The following is a 17,099-nucleotide window of genomic DNA, read 5'->3' as shown; positions in this document are numbered from 1 at the left end:
TTAATGCAATTTGATGGCGTGAAGGAGGGAATGAAACCAATTCCCTGCCTTTCCTTTTTACTATCGGATTACATTTTTAATATCTTTCTTTTCTAAAAATTAATCACCACATACTCTTTTGATGATAAATGATGTTTATTTATCGAACAATAATTAATCTAAAATCAGTTAATTAATTTAATATAACCACATAATCATATAAAACCATATCTATATATAAGATGTATTTTTTCTAAAAATTTAAGACAAAATAGCCACTAAAAATATTTATTAGCTAACTATCGGTTAACGTGGTCGTCATAATTGTCACTTTCCGAGCCATCTTTTAAGATGGCAAACAAACCTATCGCACAAAATATATAAAGTAGAATAAATGCACATAAAGAAAATATGATCATAAAGTTTGATGACCATTCCACTACTTTTTGTAAAATATCCTGAATTAAACCAATCATAAACAATAGCTCCTCATTGGTAACCTGCTGCTGAGTTACATGTCAAAGGTCATATTATTACTAACCTGTTGCTTTTTTATATTTGATAATTAACGAATGATAATTTAACTCCGATTTAGCAACGGCGTTATCCATAATGCGAAAAGCAACAAAAGCATGTGATGAAGCTACGCCCATGCCCAAATTTTCTATTTGATTGATTTTAAGGTATAAATTATCAACTTTATTAATATATTTATAAAAAAAATGAAATTATATATGTTGCAAAAAGATAAGGGAGGTAAAAAAATAAAACAATCTCCACCAGAGGACTCTAAGTGGAGATTAGCTTAACTATGCGACAAAAATTAAGGCATGTTAATGACAAAAAGCGTTGAATAGAATATCAGCAAAATGGTACCCGTTACGGTTAATAATACTTTCATAGTAAACTCCTCGCTGATCTATTGAATACAGATTTATAGGTTAGTATCAAAAGCTTTAGTTTTTAACCTTTTGATACGGCTTACTACAAAGACTAGTTCCTTGTTTTAACTTTGTCACTTAAATGTAATTTAATTGTTAATTTTTTGTTTTATTATTAGGTGGGATAAAAACATATTATTTTCATGGAAATGAATATATTCATTCACTTTGGCGGAACGATATGATTACTGCGATATTAATCACTAAAATATCTGTAATTAATGGTTTAGCCTATCAGTGTAATAGGTTAATTCTAACTACCTATGCTCAACTTAGCGGTTCAGGGCTTAATCTTTGATGTACGAGCAAAAAAAACGCCGCAGGTAACTGCGGCGTATGGTACAGCATAGAACGACTTAATCTCTGTAACGCTGAATATCCGATGACATATCGGTAACGATCTTCTTCAGATCTTCTGCCGTTACTTTTTGAGAATCATTACTCAGCTGTTTACCAAAGCCTTTACGCACCACTTCAAACACCGTTTTACCCGTGCTGGCATCGATTAACTGGCCTTCAAATAGTAATGTTGTATCTTGATCCCGCTCTCCGGTTGCGGCCATTGTACCGGCAATCACTAAAGCGACAGGGATGACTTCATAAAACTGTAGGCCTTCTGTAGAGGCCGCTACACCAGTAATTGCACCACGGAAAATAAGTGTATTTGGTGTTTTTGGTGAATTAACCAGATTCAGTCGTTGACCAAAAGCAGACTTAACATTTTGGTTGGTATAACTTAATACCTGATCCAATGTCTGTTGCGTGATTTGTGCATTAGGCTTTGGAGTTGGGTAATAAACTATTGGTTCATAATAAAGGTTCTGATAATTTTGAGCTTTAAACGATGGGTCAGCCCAGCGTAATACTTCCTGCCCTGACGCGCTTTCAGCTTTATGCAGTTTTGAATAGTCTGGTAAAAAACCAGAGTAATCTTTAGTGTCCGCTACCTTTGAGGTACAACCGCCTAATAAAAGGCTACCGATAACTACTGCTGCGGAGATATGCTTCATCGCCAACATACTTGACCCCTAATATGTAATCGTCAAATTGATTGTTTGTTAAGCAGAGCACTATGCCGACATAAAAGAGAAAATTGCAGGAATCAGTAAATTGCTATCTTATTCTTTTATAAGGCCATATTACTCTAACCAATGGTCCTAAATACCTGCTCTGTCGGTACACTCAGTATAGATGCTATTAGTGAGGCTACCGTGAAAATATTTATTCTTGATTTATCAATAAAAAAGCACAATTGACACCACAATATATAATGAAATTTAAAATAATTTCAATTGATTATTTCAATCTAAAAATAATCCACAAAAGCGACTCATTTCTGGGTTAAAGAGCAAGGGAAATACTTTACTTTTATGTAATTAACTGGCTGCATTTCTTTACCCCCTATCCATTCTAATATGAAGATTCATTTATTACGCTCTCGTACCCGGCTTAGCGTTTTACTCGGTAATTCACCAAACATTTCCCGGTATTGTGCAGAGAAGCGAGCAAGGTGTTGAAATCCCCATTTAGTGGCCACATCCGATACAGTCACGTCCGGCTTAGCCTCCATTAAATCACGTAGCACCCCGTTCATCCGCATATTCAGAAACCAGTTTCTAGGCGACATTCCTACCGAGTTTTTAAAAATAAACTCTAAAGCTCTCAGGGTATAACCTGTCGCTTTGGCAAGATCGCTCAGTTTGAGATTATTTTCCTCCCCCTCCAACACCATCAACTCAGTAGCCATTATCAGTTGCCCATGAAGTAGTGCTAAGCTGTTGGGCTTTATTGTGTCAGGTTCGCCATTAGAAGCACAAATGGCCTTAATAAAGCCATCCAGCAGTCCCGTTGACAACATCTTCGATACATCGTCACTTAATGTAGTCTCACCAGGCCTGTAGGCCATCTGTCTGATATCCAGAAGCATCGTTTTTAACTGTTCGTAATTTGCGGCTTTCAGTGGGAATGTCATGACCTGATGCGGTATCAGTTTAATTTTGCCATCGCTGTATACATCTAACGCTTTTTGTAGTTTTTCTCTGGAAATAGAGTAAGTAAACCATTCAGCCTCGCCCATCGACTGATAAAGAATATCTGAACCTTCAGGGTAAATACGCAAATTACCGACACCGATGGATATCCCGTTATATCGCGTATACTCTCCCCCTTTGATGGTGATCCCTAAGAAGACATATTCCGACGATACCTTCCCCCGACCAATTAGTGCAGACAGGTGATGTCCAGACTCCAGAAAAGTGTCACCTAATGAGAGTCGAAAATTGCGCACTTCATTATTATGTTCAAAACTTATTATCCTGCGTTCAAAGTAACTCCCCTCCAGTGCCTCAAATTTATTGACCATATCCAATCCTTGGATAGTCTTTTCCTGATACTTTGACGAAAGTGTCATGAGTACTTAACCACCTAATTAATTTGATAAATCCATGATAAAAGACATCAAAAGCAGAGAGTTACACAACCCATGTCAGTTTTAAGGTATAGTAGTATCAACAGGTATGCTATGGGTAACTCCCCCGTTATGCAACGCTTTTCATCTTTAGTATAAGGTAGATTTATGATCTCGGTATTCGGCCATCTAAACCCGGACAGTGATTCAATATGCTGTGCTATTGTTGTCAGCGACTGGCTAAACTTTACCAACCAACCCGCAACGGCTTATCGGCTGGGAGAACTAAATCCAGAAACTGGATTTATCTTGTCGCAAGCACAATGCCCTTCACCACCATTACTTGAACACAATATTGCGGGTCAACCGGTCTGGTTGGTTGATTTCAGCGATTTAGAACAAGGCCCGGAGAATCTGAATAAAAGTCAGGTAATGGGTTTGATTGATCATCACCGCCTCGGTTCGTTAATCACCACGGAACCACTTGATGCGTGGATAAGGAAAGTCGGCTGCTGTGCCACGCTGGTTTTTGATATTGTTACTCACACGCCGGGCTATCCGCTAAGCCAGTCACATGCATTACTGCTGCTCGGGGCTATACTCAGCGATACGATTGCTTTCCAGTCACCAACCACCACCGAACAAGACAGGCAAACAGCCCATAAACTAAGCCAGATCGCTAAAATCGATTTGAACGCCTTCCGTATTAAACTGCTGGATGCCAAAACAGATATCAGCGGGCTTAGTATTGAACGTTTGCTACAAAAAGATGAGAAGAATTACCTGATTGGCGATTATAAGCTGATTCTTAGCCAAATAGAGGTCAGCGATTTTCACGCGATTGAACCTCAATTGCCCGCACTAAAGCAAGAAATGGAGATGCGTGCACAGAGTGAAGGACTAGATTTTTATGTGTTGATGGTAACCTCTTTATCTAGTTCACAAAGCTGTCTCTACTTTTCCCAAAACAACCCTATCAGTCAGTCGCCGATTACCATTGAAAATATGTTAAGCCGCAAAAAGCAGTTAGTGCCGTGGTTAACTCAAAAACTGAACGCAGACAAATAATTAAGTATGGTGGCATACCCACCATCTAATTTTCACGTTACACTAAATACTATCTGCCATCGGGAAGGAGCAATAATGAAAAAGTTAACCTTGAAAGACTTAACTGAAAGCCAGTTACAGCAGATCAAAATGAAACAGGCACAATTAAAAAGAGAATTAGGCCGATCGTTAACCAATAGTGAACTCAATAAAGCAAAAGAGGACGTTATTGCTCAAATAATGAAAGAACTGGAAAAAGAAGAGAAAAAAGCTCGGGCAGAAAAGAAAAAGGACAAATTCGTTCCCAGCGATGAAACCTTTAGCTGGAGCAAAAAAAATCACTCACGGGGTGTCCGGTAACCCCTTTTCGCGAGGTTAAATAATAAACCGAGCGATTACAATTTTAGTGAGTCCAAAGAAAGATGATTGGCCTTTACTTCAGTGGTTGCCTAAATTGGTTAAAAATGCACCTGTCAATTATACTAGGCATGTCGTTGTCAGAGTGACAATCTCAAAAACAGCCGAAAAATGACCATAATGTTAAATAATCATCAATATTTATCGAAACAAGCACGGTAATTTAGTATTTATTTTCGTGATGGCGTCATTAATCAGGCCAAAAAACCGTATATTTCTTTTTTTTAACCAAACTTTTAGGTTTGAGATTAAAAAATCACCAAATTGATATATCTGTAATAATAAAACGGCTGTTATCATGGCGGGTCATTAAATTAATAATCATTAAAATCATGGTATTATTTGCTTTTTATTGTTAGTCCCAGAACGCGTGTACCAACTTTTTTTCAAGCCTTACCTATTAGACGAAAAACTGTTAAAATTGACGCATATCAAATAAAGTAGAGTTAAATTTTATGATTCCGGAGAAGCGAACAATTCGGCGCATACAATCAGGCGGATGTGCAATCCACTGTCAGGATTGCAGTATCAGCCCGTTATGCATTCCTTTTACGCTGAATGAGCATGAACTGAATCAGCTCGACAATATTATTGAGCGTAAAAAGCCGATTCAAAAAGGTCAGGCGCTGTTTAAAGCGGGCGACGATCTGAAGTCTCTCTATGCTATTCGCTCCGGTACCATAAAAAGTTATACCATCACTGAACAGGGTGATGAGCAGATTACTGGTTTCCATTTAGCCGGTGATTTGGTGGGTTTCGATGCTATCGGCAATCATATGCACCCAAGTTTTGCTCAGGCGCTGGAAACCTCAATGGTATGCGAAATTCCTTATGAAGTGTTAGACGATCTGTCTGGCAAAATGCCAAGCTTACGCCAACAAATTATGCGCTTGATGAGCGGCGAAATTAAAGGCGATCAGGACATGATCCTGCTGCTATCAAAGAAAAATGCCGAGGAACGTCTAGCGGCGTTTATCTATAACCTTTCCCGTCGTTTTGCTGAGCGCGGTTTCTCTCCAAGAGAGTTTCGCCTGACCATGACCCGTGGGGATATTGGCAACTATCTGGGCCTGACGGTTGAAACCATCAGTCGTTTACTGGGTCGTTTCCAAAAAAGCGAGATCCTGAGCGTTAAAGGTAAATATATTACCATTCAAGATATCGATACGCTGGCTGAACTGGCGGGTCAAAATCAAAGTGAATAATCATTGTCGGATCAAGATTTTACTCAAATCTTGATCCGAGTCCCGTTCCTCTCCTGTTCTGTTCCCGTTATATGGTTTATCTTTAGTTATACTTTAGATATTTAACGGGAGGCGCTAATGGCACACTATCAAAATCTTCTTGTCGCAATCGATCCGGATGAAGAGGATCAAGCCGCTCTACGGCGCGCCGTCTATCTTGTTCGCCGTAACGGCGGGAGAATTAAAGCATTTCTGCCTATTTTTGATTTCTCTTATGAAGTAACCAGCCTGCTATCTCAGGATGAGCGCATGGCAATGCGACAAAGTGCTATCGATCAGCGCGTCGCTTGGATACGTCAGTTAAGCCACTACTATCTAGAATCTGGCGTTAATATTGATATTAAAGTCGTTTGGCATAAGCGCTATCATGAAGCGGTAGTTGAAGAAATTATCGAGCACAACCACGATCTGTTGCTCAAAGCGGCCCATCAACACGATATGCTGGAATCGGTGATTTTCACCCCACTGGACTGGCATTTGTTACGTAAAGCCCCTTGTGCCGTTTGGATGGTAAAAGATCAGCCATGGCCACAACAGGGTAAAGCGCTGGTTTCGGTCAACCTTTCCAGTGAAGACGATTTCCATGATGAATTAAACCGTAAACTGGTGAAAGAATCGCTGGAGCTGGCAGCCTTTGCTGATAGCACCGAAGTTCATCTGGTCAGCGCATACCCTTCTACCTCCATCAATATTGCTATTGAGCTGCCGGAGTTTGATCCAACCGTTTACAACAATGCCATTCGCGGCCAGTTTCTGGTGGCGATGAAAGCACTGCGTCAAGAATTTAGTATCCCAGAAGAACTTACCCACGTAGAGAAAGGTATGCCGGAAGACATCATCCCAGCCGTAGCAGAACAGATTCATGCGGGTATTGTGGTGTTGGGTACCGTTGGCAGAACCGGACTCTCTGCTGCCTTTATTGGCAATACGGCAGAACGCGTGATCGGACATCTGAAATGTGACCTTCTGGCCTTGAAGCCCGATGATACTTCAGAACACGACGATCATGATGATGAAGATTAGTCTGGTTTAGTTTATAGAAATGATTGATTAATAATTGATTTAAAAGGGCCGCAATTGCGGCCCTTGGTTTTGCTTACTTCAATAAAACTTATACCGCTAAAGCACGCAAAATTTTATCTACGCTCTCTTTAGCATCCCCAAACAGCATTTGGGTGTTTTCTTTGAAGAACAGCGGGTTCTGAACGCCAGCATAGCCGGTGTTCATCGAACGTTTGAATACGATAACGTTCTGCGCTTTCCATACTTCAAGCACTGGCATACCGGCGATAGGACTACGAGGATCTTCCATCGCTGCCGGGTTAACCGTGTCGTTTGCGCCAATAACTAGTACGGTATCGGTATCCGGGAAATCTTCATTGATTTCATCCATCTCCAGTACGATATCGTAAGGTACTTTCGCTTCCGCCAGTAATACGTTCATGTGGCCTGGTAAACGCCCAGCAACGGGGTGAATACCAAAACGAACCTTAATACCGCGCTCACGCAACTTGGCGGTGATATCCGCAACCGGATATTGCGCCTGTGCCACAGCCATACCATATCCCGGGGTGATGATAACAGAGCTGGAGTTTTTCAGCAGATCTGCTACGTCTTCCGCCGTGGTTTCACGGTGCTCACCGACTTCTTCGTCTTCACCGGTAGAGGAACCATCGGTACCAAATCCACCGGCGATAACGCTAACGAATGAGCGATTCATTGCCTTACACATGATGTAAGACAGAATCGCACCAGAAGAACCAACCAGCGCACCGGTTACGATCAACAGGTCGTTGCTCAGCATAAAGCCCGCCGCCGCCGCCGCCCAACCGGAGTAGGAGTTCAGCATTGAAACCACTACCGGCATATCCGCACCGCCGATGGAAGCCACCAGATGCCAACCGAATGCCAGCGCAATCAGCGTCATTACCAGTAATGCAAACACATGGAATCCGGTGCTATCACTGTTTACAAACAGAACCATCAGCACAAAGGAGACCACTACCGCAGCCAGATTCAGCTTATGGCGATGTGGTAACATCATTGGTTTCGATGAAATAATACCGCGCAGTTTACCAAAAGCGACAATCGAACCGGTAAAGGTGACCGCGCCGATGAAAATCCCGAGGAACACTTCAACGTTGTGAATATTTAACACCACTTGCAGTTCGTGTGCCGGTACACCTTCCATATGAGGGCCAACGATATAGCTGTTAAAACCCACTAATACCGCAGCCAGACCGACGAAGCTGTGCAGAACAGCAACCAGCTCTGGCATCTCCGTCATCTCTACTTTTCTGGCGAGATAAATACCGATAGCGCCACCGATGATCATTGCCATGATAATCCAGCCCACATTACTTGAGTAAGGCCCGAAAATCGTCGCAATTAAGGCAATCGCCATCCCCAGTACACCAAAGGTATTACCCATTTTTGACGTTTCATGCTTGGATAAACCAGCAAGACTGAAAATAAATAGAACCGCGGCAACAATATATGCGGCAGTAACTAATCCTCCAGACATATTTGTTACTCCTTAGTTCTTCCGGAACATTTTCAGCATGCGCTGGGTGACGGTGAATCCACCAAAAATATTAATACTGGCGATCAGTACCGCGATAAATGAGAAGAATGTCACCCATCCGCCGTGACCAATCTGCAACAGTGCCCCGACGACAATAATGCCCGATATCGCATTGGTCACGGACATTAGAGGGGTATGTAACGCATGACTTACGTTCCACACCACGTAATAGCCGACCACACATGAAAGTGCGAAAACGGTAAAGTGGGAAAGGAAAGATGCCGGAGCAACGCTGGCTAACCAGCCAAACAGAATGATGGCTAACGCCAGAATAGCGTATTTTTTCAGCGGAGAAGAGGGTTCCGCCGCCGCTTTGGCTGCCATCACATCGGCAACTTTTGGCTTCTGCGGTTGTGCTGAAACTTTGATTGGTGGCGCAGGCCAAGTGATCTCACCGGTTTTTACTACCGTAACACCGCGAATCACATCATCTTCAAAGTTAATATCCAGCTCGCCGTTCTTCTCTTTGCACAACAGTTTTAACAAGTTAACCAAGTTAGTGCCATAAAGCTGAGAAGACTGCGTTGATAAACGGCTTGGCAAATCGGTATAACCGATAATCTTCACGCCGTTCGGTGTTTCGGTAATCTGATCCGCTACGGTCAAATCGCAGTTACCACCGTTTTGCGCCGCGAGGTCAACAATCACACTGCCAGGCTTCATGGATTCAACCATAGCCGTAGTAATCAGTTTTGGTGCTGGTTTGCCAGGGATCAATGCGGTGGTAACAATAATGTCCACGTCTTTAGCCTGAGCGGCAAACAGCTCCATCTCGGCTTTAATAAACGCTTCAGACATCACCTTCGCGTAACCATCACCACTACCCGCCTCTTCCTCAAAATCTAATTCAAGGAATTCAGCGCCCATACTCTGGACCTGTTCTTTTACTTCAGGACGGGTATCAAACGCACGGACAATCGCTCCCAGACTGCCTGCGGCTCCGATAGCGGCTAAACCGGCAACCCCTGCCCCTATTACCATTACTTTTGCCGGAGGGACTTTACCTGCGGCAGTAATTTGCCCCGTAAAGAAACGGCCAAACTCGTGTGCAGCTTCAACAATCGCCCGATAACCGGCGATGTTAGCCATTGAGCTTAGCGCATCCATTGACTGGGCGCGTGAAATACGAGGCACCGAATCCATTGCCAATACGGTAACTTGTTTGTCAGCCAGTTTTTGCATCAATTCGGGATTTTGCGCGGGCCAAATAAAACTAACCAGCGTTGTGCCTGCACGAAGCAATTCGATTTCAAACTCTTCTGGCGCATTAACTTTCAAAATAATATCTGACTGCCAGACATCATCTGTTGAGACAATCGTTGCCGCGGCAGCTTCATAAGCTGAGTCCTCAAAGCTGGCAAGTTTACCCGCTCCTTGTTCTATGACCACACTGAAGCCTAACTTGATTAACTGCTCAACCGTTTTCGGTGTTGCAGCAACCCGGGCTTCATTGGCCAACCGCTCTCTTGGTACACCAATTCGCATAATATTCCCTTTCATCTGTCGTGGATGATAAGTGTATTGTTAAATCTTACTTATTTATTACATTATTGAGCCGAGAACACTGGATTTGCGTAATAACCACAAAAAGATAATTACCTTGGTTAATTCAGCTGCCTATAACCTACTGAAAATATACTCGGCGATCCACCGTTCTCTCTCTTTATCCGCAAGTTTTTTATCTGATTGTTATCAGAGTGGTGTAAATAGGCCCGATTTATGGCTACCTAGCTATAACTTGAAATGATGAAAAATGCTAAAGCATCCCCTGTAATTCCATGACATAATTGCCTACCCTTGTCGGTACTGACTTATGCATACGTTAACAAATGTTAATAATTAAGGCGTAAAGGATCCTTTTATGAAGCTGAAGACAACGCTAATTACCACAGCCCTGCTTTCTGGAATGGCTTTTTCTGTATTTGCTGCCGAAGAACTCACCCCTGAGAAGGCTGATTCATTAGTCCCTTTTGATAGAATTACTTTTTCTGGTCGTTACGATAGTCTTTATGACGCCAACCAAGCAGCATCAAAACAAGCGGATAAGCATGGTGCATCAGCGTTCTTTGTTCGTGATATGAGCGAAGTAAATAATGGTAGCAATTCACGCGTTACGGTTGACCTGTATCGTGCCGATGCTCAGCCAGTCAGTAATGAAGTGAAATACCGCGTATACAACGGCGTGCGTGAATTACCTCGCGACGAGGCCAGCAAGTTAGAACCTTTTGATACCGTTTCTCTTCGCGGTAACTACCCTATTCAGGACGATATCAATAACGCTATTGGTAAACTGGCCAGTGAAAAAGGCGCTTATTCTTTCTTCATCGTCAGACAAATTGACGCAAACCGTGGCTCTAACCAATACGTGACGGCGTTTATATATAAGAAAGATGCCGCTGTACGTAAAGTTCAAACTCAAGCTGATCCTATTCCTGCTGATTCAGATGCGGGTAAAGCCGCGTTGGCTGCCGGTGGTGCTGCGGCGGCTGAAGTTGAGATTCCAAACGTGGCGTCTTCCAGTTCATTCAGTGCTGATGTAGGTCGTTTCTTTGAAACTCAGACCAGTTCAGAAGGTTCTCGCTATACTGTGACGCTTAAAGATGGCACCAAAATTCAGATGCTCAATAATGCTACAGCAATGAAGATGACACCCTTTGATAGCGTTACCTTGACCGATAACTTCAGCAACTCCGTTGAGATGTATGAGCAAATCGCTAAACGCGCCGCGGATAAAGGTGGTAAATATTTCCACGTAACCCGCGAATGGCAAAAAGGCAGTGGTAACACTACTGTAACAGCTGATATTTTCAAATAAATCATCTTATTAGAATACTAAAGGGCGATAAGTTATCGCCCTTTTTTATGCCTGCGATTTCCCCCTCGGCGTTTGGTCCTTTTTCAGTGCATTAATCCATTGCAACGTCGGTCATCGCTACGTAGAATCAGCAGAATTTTTTAGTCAATCTGCGGCGAAGCGGCGACACCGTTGTCGTAGCCCGATAGGCTAATGTGACCGCTCTTTATCAGGTATCTGACGTTGGAAAAAAAACTCGGCCTTACCACGCTAACCGCGCTGGTATTAAGTTCTATGCTCGGCGCTGGCATATTCAGCCTGCCACAAAATATGGCTGAAGTAGCAAGCCCTGCGGCACTATTGATCGGTTGGGCGATTACTGGCACCGGTATTCTATTTCTGGCCTTTGCCCTACTACAACTAACACGCATTCGCCCCGATCTTGACGGAGGTATATTTACCTACGCTAAAGAAGGCTTTGGTGAGCTGATTGGTTTCTGTTCTGCTTGGGGGTATTGGATTTGCGCCGTCATTGCCAACCTCTCTTATCTGGTGATTGTCTTTGCTGCCCTGAGTTTCTTTACCGACTCTCCCGGCCATGTCGTTTTTGGTGAAGGTAATACCTGGCAAGCTATGCTGGGGGCTTCAGTACTGCTATGGATCGTTCACGGATTAATATTACGCGGTGTCCAAACGGCTGCATTAATTAACCTCATCGCTACGCTGGCTAAACTAATCCCGATTGGGTTATTCATTCTTCTGGCAACGCTGGCTTTCAATATTGATGTTTTCAAACTCGATTTTACCGGTATTAATCTGGGGCAACCGGTTTGGGAACAGGTAAAAAGCACCATGCTGATCACGCTTTGGGTGTTTATCGGGATTGAAGGTGCGGTAGTGGTTTCCAGCCGGGCAAAGCATAAAGCGGATGTGGGTCGTGCAACCGTTTTGGCCGTTCTAATGGCGCTGTGCGTTTATCTGCTAATCACGCTGCTGTCGCTGGGCGTAGTTCCGCGTGTTGAATTAGCCGGTATGCGTAATCCGTCAATGTCTGGCGTAATGGTCATGTTAATGGGGCCAATTGGCGAAATTGTGATTGCCGCTGGCTTAATTGTTTCAGTATGTGCAGCCTATTTGAGTTGGACGATTATGGCCGCTGAAGTCCCATTTTTGGCCGCTCAGCACGGTGCTTTCCCCCATGCTTTTATTCACCAAAATCATAAAGGCGCACCATCTTCATCACTATGGTTTACCAATGGCATTATTCAGCTCAGCCTACTGCTAATCTGGTTGACTGGCAGTAACTACAATACCCTGCTGATCATTGCTTCTGAGATGATTCTGATCCCCTATTTTCTGGTGGGGGCTTTCCTGCTCAAAGAGGCCATTCGCCGTAAGAGTATAAAATTAGGGCTAACCGCTGCAGGAGCCAGTATTTATGGCCTGTGGTTAATCTACGCTTCCGGCCTAGAAAACCTATTTATGTCGGTAGTGCTATACGCACCTGGTATTCTGGTATTTATTTATGCCCGCTATGCGGCAGTTAATAAGAAGAAGCCACTGAACACCACTGAACGAGCCATTATTGTTTTGTTGTTTGCTTTGTTAGCACCGGCGTTGTGGATGACGTTATCGTCGGGATTGAGTTGAGTATCCAACCAATTTCCTCCACTAATAGCATTGAGTTCAATTAGACTACGGTGCAAGTGACCGAGTTAAGGGGGCTGGCAAGCCCCCTTAACAATTCCGCGTTTACGCACCGGCACTGCTTCGCCAAACCTCGAGGTTTGGCGTTTTGTTACACTGTAACTTTATCGATGGCCTGCTGAATGCGTTTATCCGAGATTGGAGACGGCGTACCCAATTGCTGAGCAAAATAACTCACCCTTAACTCTTCTATCATCCAGCGGATTTCTATCACTTCATCACTGAGTGGCTTATGAGGTGGAAGCTTATTCAATAACAGCTGGTAAGTCTTTTGAGTATGCTCAACTTTTAGCATTTGGGCTCTGTCACGATGAGGATCAACCGGCAGTTTATCTATCCTACGGTCAATCGCCTGTAGATAACGTAAGATATCCGGCAATCGATGCCAACTGCTTTCACAAACAAATCCACGATAAATCAGACGCCCCATCTGAGCTTTAATATCTGACAGCGCCAACGCTACCGACATATCAACCCGCCCTTTAAGACGCTTATTAATGTTATGTGCGGTAGTCAGAATCTGTTCGACCTGTTTGGCAATAGCCACTACGCTCTCATTCAATTCAGCACGAATAAACTCTTTCAGTGAATCGAAAGAAGCTTCATCCCAAGCCGGGCCGCCGTGTTCAATGACCAGCTTATCCACGCCACAGGCAATACAGTCATCAATTAAATCCAGCACTTTACCAAATGGATTAAAATAAAGGCCCAGTTTGGCTTTATTCGGCAACTTCTCATGTAAATACTTAACCGGCGATGGAATATTCAACAATAACAACCGACGTGTTCCTTTCCACATCACCTGCTGTTGTTCCTGTTCGGTTTCAAATAGCTGAATCCCGACGCTATCTTTTTCGTCGGTTAACGCCGGATAGGCCTTAACCGAGTAACCCCCACGTTTTTGCTCAAAACGTTTAGGCAATGAACCAAAAGACCAGACGTGAAGCCCGGTTTGTTCAATACCGTCATCGGCAACCGCTGATAAAGTCTGTTGAACTTCGCCTTTAAGCTGGCGCTTTAACTGTGCCAGATCTTTACCTTCTGCCAACATTTTGCTTTTATCACCAAGCACCCGGAAAGTGATTTTAAGATGATCGGGAATCTGATCTAACTGCCATGATTCACGTGACACCGTAACGCCAGTCATTAAACGAAGCTCTTTTTCTAGTGCGTCTAACAGACTCATTTCCAGCGGTTTGGCTCTTTGCAGAAAAGCTTCAGCATAGTTTGGCGCAGGCACAAAATTACGGCGTATTGGTTTTGGTAACGACTTAATCAGCGCAATAACCAAATCCCGACGCAGTCCCGGAATTTGCCAGTCAAAGCCCTCTTCCTGCACCTGATTAAGGATCGGTAATGGAATATGAAGCGTTACCCCATCCGCATTAGCCCCGAGTTCAAACTGATAGGTAACCCGCAGCTTTAAATTTCCTTGGTACCAGCTATTAGGATAATCCTGCGCATTAATTTTGCTGGCGCCTTCTTTAATCAACATCGATTTTTCGAAATTCAGCAGTTCCGGCTGTTGGCGGGCGATCTTTTTCCACCAGCTATCAAAATGGCGGCTAGAGACCACCTCTTCGCCAATGCGGCGATCGTAGAAATTAAACAGCGTCTCATCATCCACCAAAATATCTCGACGTCGCGATTTATTTTCCAGATCTTCAACTTCAGACATCAAACGCAAATTGGCTTTAAAGAATGGGTGACGCGTTTGCCATTCACCTTCGACCAAAGCATGGCGAATAAACAACTCACGGCTAAGAACCGGATCAATAGCTCCATACTGAATTTTGCGTTCATTCACAATCGGTAAGCCAAACAGTGTGACCTTTTCGCTGGCGATGACCGCACCTTGAGCCTTCTCCCAATGCGGGTCACTATAAGCATGTTTAATCAAGTGCTGGGCCAACGGTTCAATCCATTCGGGTTCCAGTCGAGCAGCAATACGTCCCCACAGGCGGGTGGTTTCCACCAGTTCGGCTACCATCACCCACTTAGGTGGTTTTTTGAATAAACCAGATCCGGGAAAAATAGAGAATCGGGCATTGCGGGCACCGGTAAACTCATGCTTATCCAAATCTTTTTGACCGATATGGGATAACAAACCTGACAGCAGCGCAGTATGCACCTCACGATATTCAGCCGGGGTGCTATTAACCGGAAAGCCTAACTCTTTCACCACCTGCCGCAGTTGAGTGTAAACATCCTGCCATTCCCGTACCCGCAGATAGTTGAGGAAATCCCCTTTACATAACTTACGGAACTGGGATGACGATAATTCTTCCTGCTGTTCACCCAAATAGTTCCACAGGTTAACAAAAGCCAAAAAGTCAGAGTCTTTATCAATAAATCGACGATGCTTTTCATCTGACGCCTGCTGTTTCTCCAGCGGACGCTCACGTGGGTCCTGAATCGATAACGCAGAAGTAATAATCATCACTTCGCGTACGCAACCATTATTCTGCCCTTCAATCACCATTCGAGCTAAACGTGGATCAATAGGCAATTGGGCCAGTTGGCGACCTATCGGCGTCAGATGTCCTTTGCCCTGCTCGTTGTGCTCAATGGCCCCCAATTCTTCCAACAGCCTTACGCCATCCTGAATATTGCGTTTATCTGGTGCTTCTACAAACGGGAATGCGGCGATATCACCCAGCCCAATGGCCGTCATCTGCAAAATAACGGAGGCCAGATTGGTACGAAGAATTTCTGGATCGGTAAACTCCGGACGGGAGAGGAAATCCTGTTCAGAATACAGGCGAATACAGATACCATCCGATACCCGGCCACATCGCCCTTTACGCTGATTGGCGGAGGCCTGAGAAATGGGTTCTATTGGCAAGCGCTGCACTTTGGTTCTAGCGCTATAGCGACTGATACGGGCGGTACCCGGATCAATAACATATTTAATTCCCGGGACGGTCAGCGAGGTTTCTGCCACGTTAGTGGCCAGTACAATACGGCGGCCGGTATGGGATTGAAACACCCTATTCTGATCGTTATTAGACAGACGGGCATACAGCGGTAGGACTTCCGTATGCGCCAGCTCCTGTTTATTAAGCGCATCTGCCGTATCGCGAATTTCACGCTCACCGCTCATAAATACCAGGATATCCCCCGGTGCTTCATGCATCAGTTCATCAACGGCATCCAGTATCGCTTGGGTCTGATCCCGTTCGCTATCGTCTGCATCTTCTACGATTGGCCGATAACGGACTTCTACCGGATAAGTACGACCAGAAACCTCAATTACCGGAGCATGATTAAAATGACGGGAAAAGCGTTGAGGATCGATAGTCGCCGAAGTGATGATCACTTTAAGATCCGGACGTTTCGGCAACAGTTGGCGTAAATAGCCCAGAATAAAATCGATATTCAGACTACGTTCATGGGCCTCGTCGATGATAATTGTGTCATATTGGCTGAGTAAGCGATCCTGCTGTATTTCTGCTAATAAAATACCATCAGTCATCAGCTTAACGAGTGTCGTGTCACTAATTCGATCGTTAAAACGAACCTTATAACCCACGGCAGAACCCAGCGTTACACTCAATTCGTCAGCAATACGCCCCGCAACAGAACGGGCAGCCAATCGTCTTGGCTGCGTATGACCGATAATACCTTTAATTCCCCGACCCAGTTCAAGGCAGAGTTTAGGTATTTGAGTGGTTTTTCCCGAACCGGTCTCTCCCGCAATAATGACCACCTGGTGGTCACGAATGGCCGCCAGCAGTTGATCTTTCTTCTGGCTAACCGGCAGGTTTTCCGGATAACTTATTGCCGGACATGCGGCTTTTCTATTCGCAATACGCTGCAAGCCGCTCTGAATGCCAGACTTAATTTCCGCTGCAATTAATGATAATTTTTCACTATCGGTGATTTTACGAGCACCGTCTAAACGACGACGCAACCGTTTCTGATCGCGCAACATTAAATGCCGAATTTGACCGGATAATGCGGCTAGTGGGGATTTCAC

The 17,099-nt window shown here is 44.1% G+C and carries 11 protein-coding genes; 6 read left to right on the top strand and 5 right to left on the bottom strand.

What is annotated here, in order from left to right; genetic code table 11:
* Window positions 1-1,276 precede the first annotated feature (1,276 nt).
* The gene (locus HYN51_RS07080; RefSeq protein WP_108899379.1) at window positions 1,277-1,939 is read right to left on the bottom strand and encodes a DUF3313 domain-containing protein; all 663 of its coding nucleotides are present in this window, start codon (window positions 1,937-1,939) and stop codon (window positions 1,277-1,279) included.
* Window positions 1,940-2,343: 404 nt separating this feature from the next.
* Window positions 2,344-3,330 (bottom strand): helix-turn-helix domain-containing protein, encoded by a 987-nt coding sequence (locus HYN51_RS07075; protein ID WP_108899378.1) that lies wholly within the window; start codon window positions 3,328-3,330, stop codon window positions 2,344-2,346.
* Between the two features lie 165 nt (window positions 3,331-3,495).
* Between HYN51_RS07075 and HYN51_RS07070 the strand changes: the two genes are divergently transcribed.
* From HYN51_RS07070 to uspE, 4 genes are all read left to right on the top strand, one after another.
* The gene (locus HYN51_RS07070) at window positions 3,496-4,395 is read left to right on the top strand and encodes a manganese-dependent inorganic pyrophosphatase (protein WP_108899377.1); all 900 of its coding nucleotides are present in this window, start codon (window positions 3,496-3,498) and stop codon (window positions 4,393-4,395) included.
* A gap of 75 nt (window positions 4,396-4,470) precedes the next feature.
* Entirely contained in the window at window positions 4,471-4,734 is a 264-nt protein-coding gene (gene yjbD / locus HYN51_RS07065; RefSeq protein WP_108899376.1) for a DUF3811 domain-containing protein, read from the top strand.
* A 512-nt stretch (window positions 4,735-5,246) separates the two neighbouring features.
* Window positions 5,247-5,996, top strand: coding sequence for an FNR family transcription factor (locus HYN51_RS07060; protein WP_108899375.1), 750 nt, complete (start codon window positions 5,247-5,249; stop codon window positions 5,994-5,996).
* Window positions 5,997-6,113: 117 nt separating this feature from the next.
* A complete protein-coding gene (gene uspE, locus HYN51_RS07055; protein WP_108899374.1) occupies window positions 6,114-7,058 on the top strand; it encodes a universal stress protein UspE in 945 nt (314 codons plus the stop codon).
* 88 nt (window positions 7,059-7,146) lie between these two features.
* Here uspE and pntB read toward each other — a convergent pair whose 3' ends face one another.
* On the bottom strand, window positions 7,147-8,559 hold the full coding sequence (pntB, locus tag HYN51_RS07050) for a Re/Si-specific NAD(P)(+) transhydrogenase subunit beta (protein ID WP_108899373.1): 1,413 nt from the start codon (window positions 8,557-8,559) through the stop codon (window positions 7,147-7,149).
* 12 nt (window positions 8,560-8,571) lie between these two features.
* On the bottom strand, window positions 8,572-10,104 hold the full coding sequence (gene pntA / locus HYN51_RS07045) for a Re/Si-specific NAD(P)(+) transhydrogenase subunit alpha (RefSeq protein WP_108899372.1): 1,533 nt from the start codon (window positions 10,102-10,104) through the stop codon (window positions 8,572-8,574).
* 376 nt (window positions 10,105-10,480) lie between these two features.
* Between pntA and ydgH the strand changes: the two genes are divergently transcribed.
* On the top strand, window positions 10,481-11,434 hold the full coding sequence (gene ydgH, locus HYN51_RS07040; RefSeq protein ID WP_108899371.1) for a DUF1471 family protein YdgH: 954 nt from the start codon (window positions 10,481-10,483) through the stop codon (window positions 11,432-11,434).
* Window positions 11,435-11,656: 222 nt separating this feature from the next.
* On the top strand, window positions 11,657-13,063 hold the full coding sequence (locus HYN51_RS07035; RefSeq protein WP_108899370.1) for an amino acid permease: 1,407 nt from the start codon (window positions 11,657-11,659) through the stop codon (window positions 13,061-13,063).
* A gap of 148 nt (window positions 13,064-13,211) precedes the next feature.
* On the opposite strand, the gene hrpA is transcribed toward HYN51_RS07035, so the two are convergent.
* A complete protein-coding gene (hrpA, locus tag HYN51_RS07030) occupies window positions 13,212-17,099 on the bottom strand; it encodes an ATP-dependent RNA helicase HrpA (protein ID WP_108899369.1) in 3,888 nt (1,295 codons plus the stop codon).

Origin of the sequence: Limnobaculum parvum (genome assembly GCF_003096015.2) — a bacterium.
Lineage (GTDB): Bacteria > Pseudomonadota > Gammaproteobacteria > Enterobacterales > Enterobacteriaceae > Limnobaculum > Limnobaculum parvum.
This window is presented reverse-complemented; position numbering and strand designations above follow the sequence as displayed.

Coding starts and splice junctions, on each gene's coding strand:
- HYN51_RS07080 (WP_108899379.1), bottom strand. CDS start 1,939: ATGTTGGCGATGAAGCATATCTCCGCAGCAGTAGTTATCGGTAGCCTT.
- HYN51_RS07075 (WP_108899378.1), bottom strand. CDS start 3,330: ATGACACTTTCGTCAAAGTATCAGGAAAAGACTATCCAAGGATTGGAT.
- HYN51_RS07070 (WP_108899377.1), top strand. CDS start 3,496: ATGATCTCGGTATTCGGCCATCTAAACCCGGACAGTGATTCAATATGC.
- yjbD (WP_108899376.1), top strand. CDS start 4,471: ATGAAAAAGTTAACCTTGAAAGACTTAACTGAAAGCCAGTTACAGCAG.
- HYN51_RS07060 (WP_108899375.1), top strand. CDS start 5,247: ATGATTCCGGAGAAGCGAACAATTCGGCGCATACAATCAGGCGGATGT.
- uspE (WP_108899374.1), top strand. CDS start 6,114: ATGGCACACTATCAAAATCTTCTTGTCGCAATCGATCCGGATGAAGAG.
- pntB (WP_108899373.1), bottom strand. CDS start 8,559: ATGTCTGGAGGATTAGTTACTGCCGCATATATTGTTGCCGCGGTTCTA.
- pntA (WP_108899372.1), bottom strand. CDS start 10,104: ATGCGAATTGGTGTACCAAGAGAGCGGTTGGCCAATGAAGCCCGGGTT.
- ydgH (WP_108899371.1), top strand. CDS start 10,481: ATGAAGCTGAAGACAACGCTAATTACCACAGCCCTGCTTTCTGGAATG.